This is a genomic window from Ligilactobacillus sp. (assembly GCF_036846325.1).
In the GTDB taxonomy this organism is placed as follows: domain Bacteria; phylum Bacillota; class Bacilli; order Lactobacillales; family Lactobacillaceae; genus Ligilactobacillus.
In genome coordinates, this window is record NZ_DAIUCE010000014.1 from 748 (window position 1) to 20,499 (window position 19,752).

The window sequence follows — 19,752 nt, forward strand, 5'->3', positions numbered from 1 at the left end:
TCATCCGGAAGATAATATCTTATATTAAATTTATGAATAAAGAAGGCACAAATGTTTTATAATTATAAGTGCGAAGACAGGGGGCGTTATTTGTGGCAAAGTCAAAAACCAGATTTGTCTGCCAGACATGCGGGTACGTTTCGCCGCGGTATCTTGGGCGATGCCCGAACTGCGGCGAGTGGAACACTTTGGTCGAAGAAATCGAAGAATCCAGAAACGTTCAGACTGCTCCGCGAGTGACCTTTTCCGGCACGAAGGTCAAGCCTCAGCTGATTGATGCGGTTTCGACCAGGGAAACGCCGAGAATCGTCACTGAAAATGCAGAGCTCAACCGAGTTCTCGGTGGCGGAATCGTTCCAGGCTCAATGGTTTTAATCGGGGGCGATCCGGGAATCGGAAAGTCGACGATGTTGCTGCAGCTTTCCGGTGAATTGGCTGACATGGGCGGCAAGGTGCTTTATGTTTCCGGTGAGGAAAGTGCCAGTCAGATCAAGATGAGAGCAGACCGGCTCGGGGTTGGCGGCAGCGAGTTTTATCTTTATCCTGAAACCGACATGCAGAGCATTTTGCAGAATATCGAAGATTTAAAGCCGGATTACGTCGTAATCGATTCCGTTCAGACAATGCAGGATCCGGAACTGACTTCTGCCGTCGGGAGCGTGGCACAGATTCGTTCCGTGACGGCTTCGTTGATGCAGGTCGCAAAGGTTAACGGCATTACGGTATTCATTGTCGGACACGTGACGAAGGGCGGCGCAATCGCCGGTCCGAAGATTTTAGAGCATATGGTTGATACGGTGCTTTATTTTGAAGGTGACATGCACAGAACCTACAGGATTCTGCGTTCCGTCAAGAATCGCTTCGGCTCGACGAATGAAATCGGCGTTTTTGAAATGAGAGAAGACGGCTTGAATGAAGTCAAGAATCCTTCTGAAATTTTCCTGGAAGAAAGGATGCAGGGGGCGACCGGCTCTTCCGTCGTCGTCTCAATGGAGGGAACGCGCCCGATTCTGGCCGAGGTGCAGGCTTTGGTGACGCCGACTGCATTTGGCAACGCCAAGAGAACGACCAACGGACTTGATCATAATCGTGTTTCGCTGATCATGGCAGTTTTGGAAAAGCGTTCCGGGCTGCTTTTGCAGAATCAGGATGCCTATCTCAAAGCCGCAGGCGGTGTCAGACTTGACGAACCGGCAATTGATCTGGCAGTTGCGGTGAGCATCGTCTCGAGTTATCGCGATGAAGAGACTCTTGCGACAGATTGCTTCATCGGCGAATTGGGCCTGACGGGCGAGGTAAGGCGCGTCGGCAGAATCGATTCGCGCGTCAAAGAGGCAGCCAAGCTCGGATTCAAGCGTGCGTTTGTTCCCAAGAACAATCTGGACGGTTGGGAGTTTCCGTCCAATATTCAAGTAGTCGGGGTTCAGACCCTGAATGAAACTCTCGAACAGGTATTTAAAAGTTAACGGATGGAGGGACCGCAGATTATGCGAAAACGTATGATACAGCTGGTCTTTGCAATTCTTGGAATTAGTATCGGCTATTCATTTTTGCCGCCCTTATGGGAAAGCTTGAGGATCGGCAACCATTTATTACAAAGTCCAGTGATTAACTCATTTATCGGCTTGTTGGTTATGCTTATTTTAGCTGTTTTTCTGGTCGATCCGATCGAAGATATAATCAAAAGGCTCGAAAAGAAATTGGCACAGCAAAAAACAGAGGTCATTTTTGCGGAAAGCATTTCAGTCGTTATTTCATTGCTGATTGCAGTTTTGATTTCGACAATCTTTTGGCGTTCGCAATTATTCTTTATTAATACGGTGCTTCCGATTATCGTAATGATCCTCTTTGCTTATCTCGGCTGGGTGATCGGCAAGACGCGCTTAAACGATCTCAAGAACATCTTTGGATCAAGAAGCAGCCGCAAAAAGGAAACCGACAACGTTTTGGAACGGAAAGTCGGAGACAATTTCCATAAATACAAGCTTCTCGACACGAACATTCTGATTGATGGCCGCATTTATGATCTTGCCAAGACCGGCTTCATTGAAGGAACGCTTGTCGTGCCGAATTTTGTTCTTTATGAACTGCAGTACATTGCAGATTCCGGAGACAGCATCAAGCGCGTCAGAGGAAGGCGCGGACTTGACATCTTGAATAAGCTGCGGTCTGAAAAGATCGTGCCTGTCGAAATGTATGAAGGCGATTTTGAAGACGTTCAGGAAGTTGATTCGAAGCTGATCAAACTTGCCAGGATGATTGATGCGGTCATCGTGACGAATGACTACAATTTGAATAAGGTCAGCGAATTTCAAAACGTTCAGGTCTTAAACGTCAACGCACTGGCAAAGTCGCTCAAGCCAAGGGTCATCCCCGGCGAGAAGTTGAACGTCATGGTCATCAAAAACGGGACCGAACGTCAGCAGGGTGTTGCGTATCTTGATGACGGGACGATGATCGTCGTGGAAGACGGACGCTATTATATGAACAAGACCATCGAAGTTGAAGTTACTTCGGCATTGCAAACAGATGCCGGACGAATGATTTTCGCCAAGCCTTCCCACTCAAAACGCGGAATCAACGAAAAAACTAATTAAAACTTTGAATCAGCAGTTTATTTTTCAAGCCATTCATTGTAAAATCGATAATGTATGACTGTTAAAGACAGTAATAGACAAATTTCAGAAAGAGGCGCTTAAATTGGCAAAAGATAAGATTCGTGTGCGCTATGCACCAAGTCCGACGGGACACCTGCATATCGGCAATGCACGAACAGCGTTATTCAACTACTTATTTGCAAGACATAATAAAGGGACTTTCGTGCTCCGTATCGAAGATACGGACACGAAACGCAATATTGCAGACGGTGAACGCAGTCAGATGGAAAACCTTCATTGGCTGGGCATCGACTGGGATGAAGGCCCTGACAAGCCCGGCGAATACGGTCCGTATCGTCAGTCGGAACGCAAGGACATCTATCAGCCTTTGATTCAGGAACTTCTGGACAAGGATCTTGCTTACGAATCATTCATGACCGAAGATGAGTTGAACGAACAGCGCGAGGCACAAAAAGCCCGCGGTGAGGCTCCTCGCTATGAATATGAATATGAAGGCATGACAAAGGAAGAAATCAAGGCCAAGCAGGATGAGGCACGTGCCAGGGGCTTGAAGCCTGTTGTCAGAATCCGCGTTCCGAAGAACGTCGTTTATGAATGGGACGATATTGTCAAGGGACACGTCAGCTTCAAATCTGACACGATCGGCGGCGACTTTGTCATTCAAAAGCGCGATGGAATGCCAACCTACAACTTTGCCGTTGTCGTTGACGACCACATGATGAAAATCACGCACGTTTTGCGCGGCGATGATCATGTTGCCAACACGCCGAAGCAATTGGCGGTCTACCAGGCGTTTGGCTGGGAAGCCCCTGTATTTGGCCATATGTCACTCATCATCAACACGGAAACCGGCAAGAAGCTTTCGAAACGTGATGAATCCGTACTTCAGTTCATTGAACAGTATCGTTCGCTTGGATATCTGCCTGAAGCAATGTTCAACTTCATTACTCTTCTTGGCTGGTCACCGGTTGGCGAATCAGAAATCTTCAGTCAGAAAGACTTCATCAAGATGTTTGATCCGAAGCGCCTGAGCCGCTCACCGGCTGCTTTTGACGGTAAAAAGCTCGAATGGGTCAACAACCAGTATGTCAAGGCTGCAGATAACGATGAGCTTTCCGATTCTGCAATCAAGCAGTTGATCAAGGCAGGAAAGCTTCCTGAAGACCCCGACTTCAAGACGATTGCATGGGCACGTCATCTGGTCGATCTTTATAAGCGTCAAATGTCTTATACAGCTCAATTGGCCGATATGGCTGAAATTTTCTTCACGGAACCGCAGAAGCTTGATGAAGACTGCATGAACGAGCTTGCAGATGAATCAGCTGCAGTCGTTTTGAATGAATTTGCCAAGCGCGTCAAGGAACTGCCGCTTTTTGACGCCGTTGAGATTCAAAATATGATCCGCGGCATTCAAAGGGATACCGGAGTCAGAGGCCGCAAGCTTTACATGCCGATTCGCATTGCCACGACTCGTGAAATGCACGGTCCGGAACTCGCGCCTTCAATCGAATTGCTGGGCAGGAAGCGCGTGCTTGAACATTTGAACAAGACACTGGAAGAAATGGGCAAATAAGCTGAACAGAAGAGCTGGGATGTTTCCCGGCTCTTTTTTGGAAAAAGCCAAAATATCTTTGGGGAATGCAGCGTTTTTGCGTATAATATAAACATGAGATTATTTCAAAAGGGGGTAACGATATGATTCAGATTTTGAACACATTGTCAGGCAAAAAAGAAATTTTTAAACCGCTTGAAGAGGGCAGGGTTAAAATGTACGTCTGCGGACCAACGGTTTACAACTATATTCATATCGGCAATGCAAGAAGCGCAGTGGCATTTGATACCGTAAGGCGCTATTTTGAATATCGAGGCTACGAGGTCGACTATGTGTCCAATTTCACGGATGTTGATGACAAGATCATCAAGGCCAGTCATGAAATGAAGATGACCGTCAAGGAAGTTACCGACAAATTCATCGCTGCGTTTTATGAAGACATCGATGCATTGAACATCAAGCGCGCCACGCTGAATCCGCGTGTAATGGATACGATGGACGATATCATCAGTTTTATCCAGGTTCTGATCGACAAAGGATATGCCTATCAGGCAGAAGGCGATGTCTATTATCGTGCGCGCAAGTTTAAAGACTACGGCAAGCTTTCCGGCCAGTCCGTTGACGATCTTGAGCAGGGGGCAAGCGAGCGCGTGGCTGATTCTGATCAGGGCAAGAAAGAAGATCCGCTTGATTTTGCCTTATGGAAAGCCGCAAAACCAGGTGAAATCTATTGGAAGGCGCCTTTTGGAAACGGAAGACCCGGCTGGCACATCGAATGCTCTGTCATGGCAACGAAGTATCTGGGTAAAACGATAGATATTCATGCCGGCGGACAGGATCTGGAATTTCCGCACCATGAAAACGAGATTGCCCAAAGCGAGGCAGAGACGGGACAAAAGTTTGTCAACTATTGGATGCACAATGGATTCGTGACGATTGGAGAAGAAGACGAAAAGATGAGCAAGTCGCTCGGGAATTTCGTCACGGTTCATGACCTGCTGAAAAAAATCGATCCTCAAGTCGTTCGTTTCTTCATGGCAACGACGCAGTATCGTCATCCGATTCGCTATAGTCAGACAAATCTAAATGAGGCAAAAACCAATCTTCAAAAACTGAAAACAGCTGTCGACAATTTGCGCTATCGCAAAAACGATGCGGAAAACAGCGATGTCGAAATCGATATTCGTGAAAAATTCAGTGCCTTGAACAATCGTTTCATTGAAGCAATGGATGATGACTTCAATACCCAGAACGGAATTGCTGTCGTTTACGAAATGGCCAAACTGCTGAACGTCTATTCAGAAAAAGCGACGGTTTCCCTGGGAACAATCGAGTATCTGCTTGATGGATTCTCAAGGGCGGCAGAGGTTTTCGGAATTGAATTTGAAGAAGAAACGGAACTTTTGGATGAAAAGATTGAGGCATTGATTGAAGAAAGAATCGCTGCCAGAAAAGCCAGAAACTTTGAGCGAAGCGATGAGATTCGCGACATGTTGAAGGCAAAGGGCGTGATTCTGGAAGACACTCCTCAAGGAACAAGATGGAAGAGAGCGTAACACATGGCTGATTATGAACAGATGAACGGGATTGCCCTGGCCTACATGGGGGATGCGATTTACGAAGTCTATGTCAGGAAACACCTGCTTGACAAGGGAATGACCAAACCGAACAAATTGCATAAAAGAGCGACTCACTATGTTTCCGCAAAGGCACAGGCCGCGCTGATTTCGCAAATGGAAGAGCAAAATCTTCTGACTGATGAAGAACAGGAATACTTCCGTCGCGGCAGAAATGCCAAAAGCTATACTTCGGCAAAAAACACCTCGGTTGTCACTTATCGAATTTCGACCGGATTTGAAGCATTATTCGGCTATCTTTATCTGAGCGGCCAAAATGACCGCCTGGATGAGCTCAGTGAATGGTGCATCAAAACGGTCGAGGAAGGATGCTAGCTATGAAAGAACAGAAGACAGATGATTTCGTAATCGGGCGTCATCCGGCAATGGCCGCCTTGAAAAGCGGGCAGGACATAAACAAGATCTTTGTCCAGTCAGGCTTGAAGTCAGATGCGATTCAGGAAATCGTTTCAGCTGCCAGAAAGCGCAGCATCGTCGTTTCGCAAGTTCCTAAATCAAAGCTTGACCTTTTGTCTGACGGACAGAACCATCAGGGCGTTGTGCTGGCCGTTGCCGCATTTCAATATGCGGAACTCGAAGACCTTTTCGAAGCGGCAGCCCAAAAAGACGAGGATCCGTTCTTTTTGATTTTGGACGGAATCGAAGATCCGCATAATTTGGGATCGATTTTAAGAACCGCAGATGCAGCCGGAGTACACGGCATCATCATTCCCAAGAGACGTGCGGTTCAGTTGACGTCGACCGTTGCCAAAACGTCAACGGGAGCGGTCGAATACGTTCCGGTCTGTCGCGTAACCAATCTTTCGCAAACCGTTGATGAATTAAAGCAGCGCGGGCTTTGGATCTTCGGGACGGACATGAAGGGCCGTGATTTCAGAAACTGGGATGCAAAGGGACCGACGGCGCTCGTCATCGGAAATGAAGGCAAGGGCATTTCTTCCCTGCTTAAGAAAAAGTGCGATGAAATGCTGACGATTCCGATGATCGGACACGTTCAAAGCCTGAATGCAAGTGTTGCAGCAAGTCTTTTGATTTACCAGGGATTCACTTCAAGAGGTAAATAGGAATGAAAGAAAAGATTCTGATTGTTGATGCCTATAACATGATCGGCAACTGGCCCGAGCTGGCGCGGCTGAAAAAAGCCGATCGCCTGGAGGATGCAAGAGACCAGCTTCTTCAAATTCTTTCCGATTATCATAAGCAAAGCGATTCCAGGATTATCGTTGTTTTTGACGCGATGTACGTTCCGGGACTTTCAAAAAGCTACAGACAATACAGTCTGGATGTTGTCTGGACTGACGAAGGACAGACGGCTGACAGCTACATTGAAGCATTGGCCGGAAAGCTGCAGTCGCGTTTGACTCAGGTGACCGTTGCAACGAGCGATCAAGCTGAACAATGGACGATTTTTTCTCAGGGAGCCTTGAGAAAACCTGCTTGGGAACTGCATCAGGATATTGAAAATGCCAGGAAAGAAGTGCATGCGGCGACGAGAATGTATCAGGATCAGGCATCAGTCAGAAGATCGCCTTTTGATGACGCTCAGTTGAAGAAACTGGCAGATCTGCGCGACCGTCTCAGTTCTAAAGATAATTGACATGCAGTGCTTAAACGTGATAAAGTAACTTTGAATATTTTAAGGAGAACTGAAATGTCCAAGAAGAAAATTTCGTTAGCATGCTCAGTATGCGGTTCAAGAAATTATACGATTGTTGAGAATTTAAGTCGGACTGAACGCCTTGAGGTTAAAAAGTTCTGCAAATATTGCGGAAAACATACGCTTCATCGCGAAACAAAATAACAAGTGAGGGATTCAGGATGAAGTTTTTCAAGAGCGTTGTTCAAACAATGAAAGATACGACATGGCTTAACGCCAGGGAAACAAGGCGCGATACGACGACTGTTGTCGCAATGTCGATTGCCTTTGCGATTTTCTTTGGCGTTGTCGACTATGCCGTTCAGGCAGTGCTTGCACTGATTGCCTGACGTAAGGGACTGGTCAAACCAGTCTTTTTTTGTTATAATCACCTTGTTGGTGAACTTCGATTTTTCGGGGTTTTTTTTATTTTGTTCAAAAACACAAGGATTAAGGAGAGTTAAAATGGCTGAAAGCAGTGAAAAGAAATGGTACGTACTGCATACGTATTCCGGCTATGAAAACAAAGTCAAGAGCAATTTGGAATCTCGTGCAGAATCAATGGGAATGGAGGACTATATCTTCCGCGTTGTCGTTCCTGAAGAAGAAAAATGCGAAACAACCAAAACCGGCAAGGAAAAAGTTGAAAAGCTCAAGACGTTCCCAGGCTATGTCCTGGTCGAAATGGTCATGACCGATCAATCATGGTATGTCGTTCGAAACACGCCGGGCGTTACCGGCTTTGTCGGCTCGCACGGTGCCGGAAGCAAGCCGGCTCCTCTTCTTGACGAAGAAATTCAGACGATTCTTCGCAGCGTCGGCATGACGAGAAATGCCGACTTTGATGCAGAAGTCGGTGACACAATCACCATTACTGAAGGAGCATTTGCCGGGCAAGTCGGAAAGATTACCGAAATCGACAATGAAAAGATGAAGCTTCATGCGATGATCGATGTCTTCGGTCGCGAAACGGATGCAGAATTGGCATTCGATCAGGTTGAAAGACTGGTATAAAATTAAAAGCTGTTTCTTGAGTGCATTTTTCAAGGACGGCTTTTTTATCAGATGATATAATCATAGCAGAAAACATTTTTTATAAGGGATGATAACATGAAAGAAAGCAGATCAGACTGTACGACGATTCTGGTCGGTAAAGATGCCACAATTGACGGTTCGACGATTATTTCAAGAAATGAAGACAGCAGTTTCGGTGCATGCCCGAAGAAGTTCATCGTCGTTGAACCAAAAGATCAGCCACGCACGTATCAGGCCAAATTGAGCAAGGTCAAGATTACGCTTCCGACAAAGAGTGAAGCGCTGCGTTACACATGCACGCCGGATGCAATCGGTGACAAGGGCATCTGGGGCGAATCCGGAATCAACAGCGAAAATGTTGCAATGTCCGCAACGGAAACGATTACGTCCAATCCGCGGATCTTGGGAATCGATCCTCTGGTTGAGGACGGAATCGGTGAAGAAGACATGCTGACGCTTGTTCTGCCTTACGTTCATTCGGCGCGGGAAGGCGTCTTGCGTCTGGGTTCGATTCTTGAAAAATACGGAACTTATGAGATGAACGGAATTGCCTTTTCAGATAAAGATGAAGTCTGGTATCTGGAAACATACGGCGGTCATCAATGGGCAGCCGTCAGAATTCCTGATGATGCATATGTCGTTGCTCCAAACAGAACGAACATTGATGAATTTGATTTTGATTCTGATGACACGTTGTCTGCGCCTGGTCTCAAGGAACTGATTGAAAGACATCATCTCAATCCCGATTATGACAAGTACAACTTCCGCCACATCTTCGGAAGTTCAACGATCAAGGACACGCGTTATAATAATCCGCGTGCCTGGTACGTCCAGAAGTATTTTGACGCTGAACTGCCATATGGCCCGGAAGAACAGGAACTGCCCTTCGTTTGTCATGCCAGTCGCAGGATTTCGGTCGAAGACGTCAAGTGGCTGTTGAGTTCTCACTATCAAAATACGGACTTTGATCCGTACGGACCGGGAACTGAAGCACAAAAGAAGCGTTATCGTCCGATCGGCATCAACCGCAACCAGGAAGGGCATATTCTCCAGATCAGAAATGACGTTCCAGATGAAATTGCCGGAATTCATTGGGTATTTGTCGGACCTAATACGTTCAATGCTGCAGTTCCGTTCTACGCAAACGTCAATGATACGCCTGCATGCTATCGTGACGTGTCCGGAGAGTTTGACTTGAAGACGGTCTTCTGGCTGACGAGAACCCTGGCCGTTCTGGGAGATACGGACTATGACCGCTACAGCGAACTGGAAGCTTCCTTTGAAGAAAAGGTCGTTTCAGCTTGTCGCAATCTGCAGCTGCAGGCGGATCAGGTTGCGGTGACAAAGAAGAATCCCGTCAAATATTTGACGGAAATCAACAATCAAATGGCTGAAATTGATTTGAGCGAAGCAACGAAGCTTCTTGGTGACATGGTTGCCGTTGGCGGAAATCACATGAAGCTTAAATTTGATCTGCATGATTGATTGAAAATTTGAATTTGAGGCACTTCCCTTTGCTTTGAGGGAAGTGCTTTTTGATTTGAACAGCAATGTGAGTGGAAAATTAAAAAACACTTGAATTGATTAATTGTTAGTGATAATATGTTTAACAAGATACAGCGCATCTTGTGCGGAAACGGTATGATTATCTGAATGCTGGGTTTATCGAGGTGGGACGCAGCATGATGTTCAAGAAGATTATATCTAACTTAATTCTCATTAAAGGATGTTGGCTGTCTGCAGAAAACAGGTTTGAATCTTCTGGCAATTCGGGCTCTGCGTTTGATTCAAGAACTGCATTTAACAAATGGAGGAATTTGGAAATGACAACAAATTATATGAGTAACTATACTTACGGAACTGATGCCTACGATGAAATTCCTGAAGTGGCTAAGCCATACGGAATCAAGAAAGTCGTCTTCATCGGCGGCAGACGTGCTTTGGCGGCAGCTGAACCTAAGGCGAGAAAGGCCCTTGAAGGATCCGGCATTGAGGTAACGGGAAGTTTCGTTTACGGTGTCGACAGCACGCAGACGAACATTGACCGCTTAGTTGCGACACCGGAGGTCAGGGGAGCTGATGCCGTCTTTGGGTTTGGCGGCGGCAAGGCGCTTGATACCGCCAAAATGGTTGCCGATGAACTTGACAAGGTCATCTTCTCGTTCCCGACGATTTGTTCGAACTGTGCTGCCGGTACTGCCATTGCGGTTATCTATCATGATGACGGATCGTTTGATCGCTATGGTTTTCCAAAGGCAGCCAAGCATCTTTTCATTGACACTGATGTCATTGCCAAGGCCCCGGTTGAATACTTCTGGGCAGGAATCGGCGATGCCTTGAGCAAACAGCCTGAAGTAACTCATGTTTCTGAAGGGGAGGATCTGACCAATACAGGTGCATTAGGTGTTGCGATTGCCAAAACTGTTTCAGAACCGCTGTTCAAGTATGGCGAACAGGGTATGGATGACGTCAGGAATGACACTCCTTCAAAGGCTGTTGAAGAAATTGCCCTGGATATTCTTGTTTCTACCGGATATGCTTCAAACCTTACGAACCAGAAGGATTTCTATTACAATTCATGGCATGCGCATGCATTTTACAATTCGACGACTGCCATCAAGCGTGAAGGAACTTACCTTCATGGTCAAATCGTCTCGTTTGGCGTACTTGTCCTGTTTGCATACTTCCACGAAGAAGAGGAATTCAAGAAGTATCAGGAATTCAACAAGCGTATTGGTCTTCCCGTTACCTTGGGTGAACTTGGACTTTCTCAGGACGATGTTGAAGATATTACGAAGGGTGCGTTGGAAACTAACGAATATCGCAATCGTCCGTTTGATCCTGAAAAATTCTCGGAAGCAATTCGTCGTGCCGATGAGCTTGGCAGAAAGCTTTTGGGAAAGTAACTGATTCTTGATGATGCAGTGATTCTGATGAACCGTTCGAAGTTTGAACGGTTCATTTTTTGCTTGCAAAATAAAATGCAGCGTGCTATATTATGTTAGTATGCAGTCTGCATACTAGTGGGAGGCCAAATCTGATGGCCATCCGAACCACACACGGAATAGGAGGAATGTTACCGTGGCAAAGAACGTTATCAACGTTGTTAAATTACAAATCCCTGCTGGCAAAGCAACGCCAGCTCCACCAGTTGGTCCTGCACTGGGCCAGGCTGGTATCAACATCATGGGCTTCACAAAGGAATTCAACGCTCGTACTGCTGATCAGGCTGGTATGATTATCCCAGTTGTCATTTCCGTTTATGAAGACCGTTCATTTACTTTTATTACAAAGACACCGCCTGCTGCAGTTTTGCTTAAGAAAGCTGCTGGTGTACAAAAAGGCTCCGGCGAACCTAACACGAAGAAAGTTGCTACAGTTACGAAGGCACAAGTTAAGGAAATCGCTGAAACTAAGATGCAAGATCTAAACGCTGCAGACGTTGAAGCTGCTATGCGCATGATTGAAGGTACTGCACGAAGCATGGGCTTTGTTGTAGAAGACTAATTATAATCTCTCTACGGCCACGCTTCTCAGTCGGATACTCCGTGAAAACGGATGTGTCAAGTGGGAGGTTTATCCGATAGACCACATATTGCAAGGAGGAAAATTCACTAATGGCTAAAAAGAAAAGCAAGAAATATTTAGAAGCTGCAAAGCAAGTTGAAGCTGGCAAGGCATACGATGCAAGTGAAGCATTGGCACTTGTCAAGAAGATTGACTTTGCTAATTTTGATGCAACGATCGAAGTTGCATTTAACTTGAACTTGGATACGAAGCAGGCAGACCAGCAATTGCGCGGTGCCTTGGTTCTTCCTAACGGCACGGGCAAGGAACAGACCGTTGTCGTGTTTGCAAAGGGTCCTAAGGCACAGGAAGCCAAGGATGCCGGTGCAGACGTTGTCGGTGACGATGATTTGGTACAACGTATTCAGGACGGCTGGCTTGACTTCGACGTTGCAATCGCAACGCCTGACATGATGGCTCAAGTAGGTCGCCTGGGCCGCGTTCTTGGACCTAAGGGCTTGATGCCTAACCCTAAGACGGGTACTGTTACGATGGATGTCAACAAGGCTGTCAGCGATGCCAAGAGCGGTCAGGTGACATATCGTACGGACCGTGACGGCAATGTGCACGTTCCTGTCGGCAAGGTTTCATTTACGGAAGAAGCATTGAAGGGCAACTTTGACGCAATCTACGAAAAGATTTCCCGTCTTCGTCCTGCTGCCGTAAAAGGCACTTACATCAAGCACGTAAGCTTGGCATCAACATTCGGCCCAAGCGTTACGGTTGATACGAACTCACTTTAATTTTTAAGATTAATTTGAAAAAAGCGGTTGACCTTTATCGATTTATGTGATAAATTGATAAAGGTCAATTTTTTATATTATGATTCTACCTAAGACTCAGGTGGCTTTTGCCTTAATATCCTGCCGAGGAGTAATGTTAAGTTCTCTCTCTGTGTCTTGGTGGACATAGGGTTTTTTTATTTGCAAAACCCTGGCACAATGACTAGGAGGTGAATCAATTGAGTAAGGAAATTATCGCAAAGAAGGCTGCGATTGTTGAAGAAGTCTTTGAAAAATTCAACAACGCATCTTCTGTAGTTGTTGTTGACTACCGTGGTCTTACAGTTGACGAAGTGACTGAATTACGTAAGGAATTGCGTGAAGCAGGCGTTGAAATGCGTGTTATCAAGAATACGTTCCTGCGTCGTGCTGCAGACAAGGCTGGCTATGAAGGCTTGGATGAAACATTCACAGGTCCTACGGCCGTTGCATTCGGTTCTGAAGATGCTACTGCACCTGCACGTATCTTCTCCAAGTTTGCTGAAGATCATGAAGCATTGACAATCAAGGGTGGTATGATCGACGGTGAAGTTGTTACCCTCGACGAAATCCACGCTCTTGCCAAGTTGCCAAACCGCGAAGGCATGCTTTCCATGCTTTGCTCCGTGCTTCAAGCACCTGTTCGCAACTTCGCATACGCTGTCAAGGCAGTTGCCGACAGCAAAGACGAAAGTGCTGCCTAATCAGCGCTTAGTCGCATAAGTTTTTTTAACATAACATATCAATTAAATTGGAGGATTTTAAAATGGCCTTAGATACAGAAAAGATCATTGCTGACTTGAAAGAAGCTAGCATTCTTGAATTAAACGACTTAGTAAAAGCTATCGAAGATGAATTCGGTGTTTCTGCTGCTGCTCCAGTTGCAGCTGCAGGTGCTGCTGCAGGCGCTGCAGAAGAAAAGACGGAATTTGACGTTGAATTGACATCTGCTGGTGCCGGCAAGGTTAAGGTTATCAAAGTTGTCAAGGACGTTACGGGTCTTGGCCTTAAGGATGCCAAGGGCTTGGTTGACGGTGCACCATCCGTTATCAAGGAAGGCGTTGCTAAGGACGAAGCTGAAGAAATCAAGGCTAAGCTTGAAGAAGTTGGCGCACAAGTTACTCTTAAATAGTCTAATTTGTTCGATTTCAAAGGAGTCGGGATTTGTCCCGGCTCCTTTTTTTGCGGTCAAAATCATGAATGCGGTGAAAATGCAGAGTTGCAGGCTTAATGCATGAAATCAAACAGGACTTCTGAAGCATCACGTGCATCGGAAGTCCTGTTTTTACAGTATTCTTTTTTGCCTGAAACGTTCAGAGTCATTTAAGTGAACTTGTTCCGTCTGAATAATTAAGTTCAACGCCGTTTTCGACGTTGAAGACGTAAACGTTGAATGAAACGGAGGAATCGCCGACTGACTGCGCCCTGAGCTGCACTCCGCGTGCCAGCAGTTCATCTCCACGGAAAACGGGGCGTACCGAATATCTGACATAATGATTTGAACCTGCTTTCAGATACTCTGCAATTTGATTTTCGTATTCGGTCATGCAAGGCTCGTTCAGGGACCTTGTTCCAGTCATCAGATTCTTTAAGTTGTTGTTTTGTCCGGTCAGCTGATAGGCAATCAGGTGACATCTGTTGTAAAGCCATCCGCTTCCGATGCGTTTGTTGTGCCATCCCGTCGGGTCGACATAGAGACGCTCACGCTCTGAGTGAGGCATCAGGGATTGATTCAAAAGCGCATCAGCTCCTGTGACGCGGTTCAGGGAATCAAGGTCATGGTACTGCTGCCAGGCACCGTTTGAGACGTTCAGATCGTCGGACGAAAATCCGGGCTGATTACCGTTGATCTGAACAATTTGACTGCCGGAATAATTCATGTCTGCCAGACTGGCCGCGGAACTTTGCGAAGCCTGGCTTGAATCTCCTGGAGCTTGTGAGGTTGAGCCCTGGCGGGACGCCAGGCTTGAAGATTCTTTCTGAATGTCCGACTGCCTTCTTGAAAGACTTTCCCTTGTCTTTTCATTTGCGCTGGAAATTTTTGCGGCTTTATTTTCGGGACCGTAATCCCTGGATATTTTGTGGACAATCCTCACTTCTTCCCTGGGCGTATCCGGCATCGGATTTGAAGCCGCACCTAATCCGGTCCCGATGATAAGTGCAGATATGCTTGCAATGCGGAAAAAAAGCTTTTTCTCAGGTTTTTTGTAATGGGCATGGCAAAATCCCGAAACGCCAAGCAAAATGATGATGAAACCAATTATCTTCATGTCGGTACTCCTTTCTACCTTTTGGATTTACGGTATCCGTTGGCGATTGCCTGGGATTCGTTGTCGAAATAAGTCGCATTTGCGGCATTCATCTTGTATCCGGCCTGATCAGGAGTATGATAGACTTTTGTTCTGGTATTGCCGATGATTTTGGGAGACTCGTCAGTGACGACCTGATCGGCACTTGACGTGTCCTGATTTTCTGAAGAATCTTGTTGAGAAGGAGCGGCCTGTCTGCTTGCCGCTTCCTTTGAAGATGAGGCCGCAATGGAAGCCTGTTCAGATGCCTTGACCGATGATTGACGCGCCTCTTCTTTTGATGAGGCGTCCATTGACTGCGAAATGCTTTCGATGGATGAATGCTCCTTGTCAATGCTTTGTTCCTGGCTCTTCAGAATTTTTGATTCAGATCTGGCTTTTTTGAGTGCTGCGACTCCGATTGATTTTGTGCTTGTCTTACAGATGGTTTTCGGTTCCGGTTTCGCGGGTTCAGGCTCCTGCGTGACCAAAGCCCCGTAAAAGGCGAGGATGAACAGCATGAGCAAAGGGAAGGCCGCTTTGCCAGGCAGGTTGTCCTTTTTTCCCTTGAATTTTAAGATAAGATTGCCGATTTCCGCAGTGAACCAGGCCAAAAGCAGGATGCTTGCAAATATTGCCATAAGAAACGCTTCCGTTCAAATTTATAATTTTTCTTTATTTTAACCTTGTTATGCGAAAGTTCCTTGAAGATTGATTATAATATAATTGGATATGTGTTCGGAATATTGAAAGGTGGGTCATAATTGCTTGAGCGTTTCAAAAATTTTGTTGAAAAGCGCTTGAAATTCATCAAGCTGCTGTTTGTTTTTTCCGTCCTGATATTTGTCATTTACGAAATCGGGCGGATTTTTAAACAGATTGATTGGGGAAAGGTACAGGAAGGACTCGAAAATCAATCAATGCTCACGATTGCGGTGATGTTTCTGGTCGGCCTGATTGCCGTTCTTCCGATGATTGCCTATGATTTTACGGTCGTGAAGTTTCTTCCTGGAAAATACAGTGCACCGTATATTTTCAAAAGCGGCTGGATTGTCAATACGATGACCAATGTTGCCGGATTCGGCGGCGTCATCGGGGCAACCTTGCGTGCCAATTTTTACAAGAAGAATGCAAGTGCCAGGCAGATTGTCTATGCGCTTTCGAAAATCGCGCTGTTTGTTCTGGCGGGGCTTTCCATATATTGCTGGATTTCGCTTGCATTAATCTATGGACGCTGCATGGGAAAACTGTTCGGCAGCTACTGGATCTGGCTTGTCGGCGGAGGAGTGTATTTTCCGGTACTGTTTGTCGCGACAAAATTCAAGCAGACCGAATTCTTTGCCGACCTGACGTTGAAACGCGAACTGGCCCTGATCATCAGTTCTTTTTTCGAATGGACGTTTGCCGGCGGCTTCTTCCTGTTTATCGGCTTGATGATGGGAATCAAAACGGATTTTCTGACGATTCTCGCAATGTATATCACCGGTTCGGTTTTGGGAATCGTGTCAATGGTTCCCGGAGGCCTGGGCTCGTTTGACGTTTTTATGATGTACGGCATGGCCACGCTTGGCGTTTCAAGCGAAACGGCCGTTGTCTGGATCATGTTCTTCCGGTTGTTCTACTACATAATTCCTTTTATCATCGGGGTTATTCTTTTTGTTCATGAAACAGGGTCGAACATTAACGAAAAACTGGACGGAATTCCAAAGATGGCGGTTCAAAAAGTCGCGCATTTCGTCTTGACGATTTTTCTGTATGCTTCAGGAATTTTAATGCTGCTTGAAGCTGCCGTTCCGCGTTTTGCAAATTCCAATGAGCTGTTGAGAAAGCTGTATTCGTACAGTTTCCTGTTTATCAGTCAGGTTTCTGACATTATCTTTGCCTTTATGCTGCTGGGACTTGCCAGGGGAATTTCGGCCAAGGTCAAACGCGCATACTGGCCGACGCTGATCGTGCTTGCAATCGGGGTCATCAATACTCTTTTGAATCGTTATTCGCTCAGTCTGGCGGTTTTTTTGGGATTCGTAATGATTTTGGTTTTCCTGTCCAAAAACGAGCTTTATCGCAGGCAGATGCAATATTCAATTGGCAAGATGGTTGCAGACATCGCGATTTTTGCGGTCACTTTTCTGCTTTACACGCTGGTCGGGATCTTGAATACGCCAAGCTTCAGCAACCGGCATCACGTGCCGGAATATCTGCTGTTTCCGGCTCAAAAGGTCTGGTTTGCGGGATTCATCGGGTTGATGGCTGCGGCACTGATTCTTTTGATCATGCTGACGTACTTGTCGCGTGGACTGACTCCGTTTGTGCCGCAGGTCTTTGATGAACGGAGAATCAATCAGATCATCAGCAGGTTCGGTTGCGGAAATGCAGGGCATCTCGTCTACCTGCGCGACAAATCGCTGTATTTCTTCAAGGCGGAGGGAAGAGACCAGGTCTTTTTCATGTACCGCAGGAAACAGGAAAAGCTGTTTTGCATCGGAGAGCCGATTGGAAATCCGGAATACTTTAAGAAAGCCCTGGAAGATTTTTTGGAGACGGCAGATCTGTACGGCTTTGAACCTGTTTTTTACGACATAGATCAGGATTTCACGCTTTTGCTGCATGAATACGGCTACGATTTCCTGCAGATTGGCGAAAAGGGTCTGGTCGATCTTGAGAAATTCAATTTGCATGGCGAAAGACATCACAATCAGCGGTCTTTAATCAATCGCTTCGCAAACGACGGCTATGTGCTTGATTTTCTGAAGCCGCCGTATAGTGAAGAGTTATTAAGCGAAATGCGCGAAATTTCGGATGAGTGGCTGAGCAATCGAAACGAAAAAGGCTTTTCCGTAGGCTTTTTTGACGAATATTACCTTGAGCAGGGAAGTTTGATGACTTTGCGGGATTCTTCCGGAAAGCTGAAGGCCTTTTCAAGCATCATGCCACGCAGGAAAGGGGTAATTTCAAGCGATTTGATGCGTTATGCCGAAGATGCTCCGGCGCAGACCATGGCACGCTTTTCATTGTTCCTGTTTGAAAATGCCAAGAAAACGGGTTATGCTTACGTTGATCTCGGGATGGCACCGACAAGAGACGATGCTGACTTGAACCGTGAATTCATTACGGAAAAGATTGCGCGCTATATTTATGAATACGGGTACCATTTCTACAGCTTCCAGGGGCTTAAGGCTTACAAGAACAAATACGTTGACGTATGGAAGAAGAGCTTTATTGCCTATCGCAAACGGTCGCAGATTGCGTTTACGATGTTTCAGCTGATGAGCGTCATCAACTCGAAGGCCATCAAACATGATTACAAAGGTTTGGTCAAGCCGAGAATCTTCAATTGATTTTTGGGAATGAAAGTCGATTGATTATAATGTATACTTGAGAATGAGAAGAAAAAAACGGAGGTGCACTCGTGTCAAATATTTTACTTATGAATGCCGGCAGTTCCTCGGTCAAGTGGAAACTGTTCGAACTTGAAACGGAAAAGGTCGTTGCAAAGGGACTTGTTGAACGCATGCTGATGCCTGGTTCAAAGTTTGAAATCAAATACGGAGAACAGAAGTTTCAGGAAACCTATGACAATTTAACGTATGAACGTGCTTGCGAGCTGATTATCGAAAAGATTCAGGAGAAAGGAATTACGTCTCTTGAGGAAATTGCCTGCGTGGGGCATCGCGTCGTTGCCGGCGGTGAAAAATTCAAAGGAGCAACCGAAATTGATGCCGAAAATCTTGAAGAAATCATTGAAATGAGTGATCATGCCCCGTTGCACAATCCGATGGAGGCAAAGTACATCGAACTGATGCAGCAGGTGATGCCTGACACTCCGCAATATGCCGTTTTTGACAGTACGTTTTTCACGGACATGCCGGAGATGAATGCCATTTTCAGTCTGCCTTATGAACTCACGCAAAAATATGGCATCAGGCGCTATGGCGAACACGGCATCAGCCACGGCTATATTTCGCATCGCTGCGCCGATCTTTTGGAAAAGCCGCTTGAGGATTTGAAGCTGATTACGCTTCACCTGGGCAGCGGATCTTCAATTTCTGCGGTCAAGGACGGCAGGGCCTATGACAGTTCCATGGGCTTTACGCCATTGACCGGCGTGACGATGGGAACTCGCTGCGGCGACGTTGATCCGTCGATTGTTCCGTTTCTGATGAAGAAACTGGATAAGTCCGCAGAAGAGATCCTGCAGCTTTTCAACTCGGAATCAGGACTTCTCGGTATTTCGGGCAAGTCTCCCGACATGCGCGACATTCGTGCTAATATTGACGATCCGCGCTGTGCTTTGGCACGTGAAATTTTCATCAATCGCATCGTCAAGTACGTTGGAAGCTATTATGTTGAAATGGGCGGAGCAGATGTGCTGGTTTTTGCCGGAGGCATCGGTGAAAACGATCCTTCGCTCAGAAGGGACGTCGTTTCTGAACTTTCCTGCCTTGGAATCAGTCTGGACGAAGATTTGAACGAAAAAAATGCTGAAGGGCTTATTTCGACGGAAGACTCCAAAGCCAAGGTCATGATTGTCCCGACTAACGAAGAGCTGGCGATGGTTCAGGCAATCAAGGAAAAATTATAGGAAAATCAAGGAGAAGGTCTTCGCTTTTTATGCGAGGACTTTTTTGTTTTCTCAAAAAAATACAGGAAGAATATTT

At 46.2% G+C, this 19,752-nt stretch carries 20 protein-coding genes and 1 other annotated feature; of the genes, 18 read left to right on the top strand and 2 right to left on the bottom strand.

Features of this window, described 5'->3' with window-relative positions:
- Nucleotides 1–92 precede the first annotated feature (92 nt).
- From radA to rplL, 16 genes are all read left to right on the top strand, one after another.
- Complete coding sequence (radA, locus tag V7Z60_RS02670; protein WP_334116083.1) at nt 93–1,466, top strand: DNA repair protein RadA; 1,374 nt, start codon at nt 93–95, stop codon at nt 1,464–1,466.
- Nucleotides 1,467–1,487: 21 nt separating this feature from the next.
- On the top strand, nt 1,488–2,597 hold the full coding sequence (locus V7Z60_RS02675; RefSeq protein ID WP_334116084.1) for a PIN/TRAM domain-containing protein: 1,110 nt from the start codon (nt 1,488–1,490) through the stop codon (nt 2,595–2,597).
- Nucleotides 2,598–2,700: 103 nt separating this feature from the next.
- Nucleotides 2,701–4,191, top strand: a complete 1,491-nt coding sequence (gene gltX / locus V7Z60_RS02680) for a glutamate--tRNA ligase (RefSeq protein ID WP_334116085.1) — start codon at nt 2,701–2,703, stop codon at nt 4,189–4,191.
- A 122-nt stretch (nt 4,192–4,313) separates the two neighbouring features.
- On the top strand, nt 4,314–5,726 hold the full coding sequence (gene cysS / locus V7Z60_RS02685; RefSeq protein WP_334116086.1) for a cysteine--tRNA ligase: 1,413 nt from the start codon (nt 4,314–4,316) through the stop codon (nt 5,724–5,726).
- Between the two features lie 3 nt (nt 5,727–5,729).
- Nucleotides 5,730–6,122, top strand: coding sequence for a Mini-ribonuclease 3 (locus tag V7Z60_RS02690; RefSeq protein WP_334116087.1), 393 nt, complete (start codon nt 5,730–5,732; stop codon nt 6,120–6,122).
- Nucleotides 6,123–6,124: 2 nt separating this feature from the next.
- The gene (gene rlmB / locus V7Z60_RS02695) at nt 6,125–6,871 is read left to right on the top strand and encodes a 23S rRNA (guanosine(2251)-2'-O)-methyltransferase RlmB (RefSeq protein ID WP_334116088.1); all 747 of its coding nucleotides are present in this window, start codon (nt 6,125–6,127) and stop codon (nt 6,869–6,871) included.
- A gap of 2 nt (nt 6,872–6,873) precedes the next feature.
- Nucleotides 6,874–7,404 (top strand): NYN domain-containing protein, encoded by a 531-nt coding sequence (locus V7Z60_RS02700; RefSeq protein WP_334116089.1) that lies wholly within the window; start codon nt 6,874–6,876, stop codon nt 7,402–7,404.
- 54 nt (nt 7,405–7,458) lie between these two features.
- On the top strand, nt 7,459–7,608 hold the full coding sequence (gene rpmG / locus V7Z60_RS02705; RefSeq protein ID WP_003693194.1) for a 50S ribosomal protein L33: 150 nt from the start codon (nt 7,459–7,461) through the stop codon (nt 7,606–7,608).
- A gap of 17 nt (nt 7,609–7,625) precedes the next feature.
- On the top strand, nt 7,626–7,793 hold the full coding sequence (secE, locus tag V7Z60_RS02710; protein ID WP_334116090.1) for a preprotein translocase subunit SecE: 168 nt from the start codon (nt 7,626–7,628) through the stop codon (nt 7,791–7,793).
- A 115-nt stretch (nt 7,794–7,908) separates the two neighbouring features.
- Complete coding sequence (gene nusG / locus V7Z60_RS02715) at nt 7,909–8,457, top strand: transcription termination/antitermination protein NusG (RefSeq protein ID WP_334116091.1); 549 nt, start codon at nt 7,909–7,911, stop codon at nt 8,455–8,457.
- A 96-nt stretch (nt 8,458–8,553) separates the two neighbouring features.
- Nucleotides 8,554–9,963 carry a C69 family dipeptidase gene (locus V7Z60_RS02720; protein ID WP_334116093.1) on the top strand — a complete coding sequence of 470 codons (1,410 nt, stop codon included), beginning with the start codon at nt 8,554–8,556 and terminating at the stop codon, nt 9,961–9,963.
- 338 nt (nt 9,964–10,301) lie between these two features.
- Nucleotides 10,302–11,384 (top strand): iron-containing alcohol dehydrogenase family protein, encoded by a 1,083-nt coding sequence (locus V7Z60_RS02725; RefSeq protein WP_334116095.1) that lies wholly within the window; start codon nt 10,302–10,304, stop codon nt 11,382–11,384.
- Nucleotides 11,385–11,559: 175 nt separating this feature from the next.
- Entirely contained in the window at nt 11,560–11,985 is a 426-nt protein-coding gene (rplK, locus tag V7Z60_RS02730; protein WP_003693203.1) for a 50S ribosomal protein L11, read from the top strand.
- A gap of 110 nt (nt 11,986–12,095) precedes the next feature.
- A complete protein-coding gene (gene rplA / locus V7Z60_RS02735; protein ID WP_003693206.1) occupies nt 12,096–12,788 on the top strand; it encodes a 50S ribosomal protein L1 in 693 nt (230 codons plus the stop codon).
- 70 nt (nt 12,789–12,858) lie between these two features.
- Nucleotides 12,859–12,975 (top strand) — a sequence feature (ribosomal protein L10 leader region).
- 31 nt (nt 12,976–13,006) lie between these two features.
- Nucleotides 13,007–13,510, top strand: a complete 504-nt coding sequence (gene rplJ / locus V7Z60_RS02740; protein ID WP_046922608.1) for a 50S ribosomal protein L10 — start codon at nt 13,007–13,009, stop codon at nt 13,508–13,510.
- 62 nt (nt 13,511–13,572) lie between these two features.
- Entirely contained in the window at nt 13,573–13,938 is a 366-nt protein-coding gene (gene rplL / locus V7Z60_RS02745; RefSeq protein ID WP_003693210.1) for a 50S ribosomal protein L7/L12, read from the top strand.
- A gap of 187 nt (nt 13,939–14,125) precedes the next feature.
- Here rplL and V7Z60_RS02750 read toward each other — a convergent pair whose 3' ends face one another.
- Both V7Z60_RS02750 and V7Z60_RS02755 read right to left on the bottom strand, forming a co-directional pair.
- Complete coding sequence (locus V7Z60_RS02750) at nt 14,126–15,076, bottom strand: DNA/RNA non-specific endonuclease (RefSeq protein WP_334116101.1); 951 nt, start codon at nt 15,074–15,076, stop codon at nt 14,126–14,128.
- A 14-nt stretch (nt 15,077–15,090) separates the two neighbouring features.
- Entirely contained in the window at nt 15,091–15,735 is a 645-nt protein-coding gene (locus V7Z60_RS02755) for a sunset domain-containing protein (RefSeq protein WP_334116103.1), read from the bottom strand.
- A 123-nt stretch (nt 15,736–15,858) separates the two neighbouring features.
- Here V7Z60_RS02755 and mprF point away from each other — a divergent pair, with 123 nt between their 5' ends.
- Nucleotides 15,859–18,432 carry a bifunctional lysylphosphatidylglycerol flippase/synthetase MprF gene (mprF, locus tag V7Z60_RS02760; protein ID WP_334116105.1) on the top strand — a complete coding sequence of 858 codons (2,574 nt, stop codon included), beginning with the start codon at nt 15,859–15,861 and terminating at the stop codon, nt 18,430–18,432.
- A 71-nt stretch (nt 18,433–18,503) separates the two neighbouring features.
- A complete protein-coding gene (locus V7Z60_RS02765) occupies nt 18,504–19,676 on the top strand; it encodes an acetate/propionate family kinase (protein ID WP_334116107.1) in 1,173 nt (390 codons plus the stop codon).
- Nucleotides 19,677–19,752 lie beyond the last annotated feature (76 nt).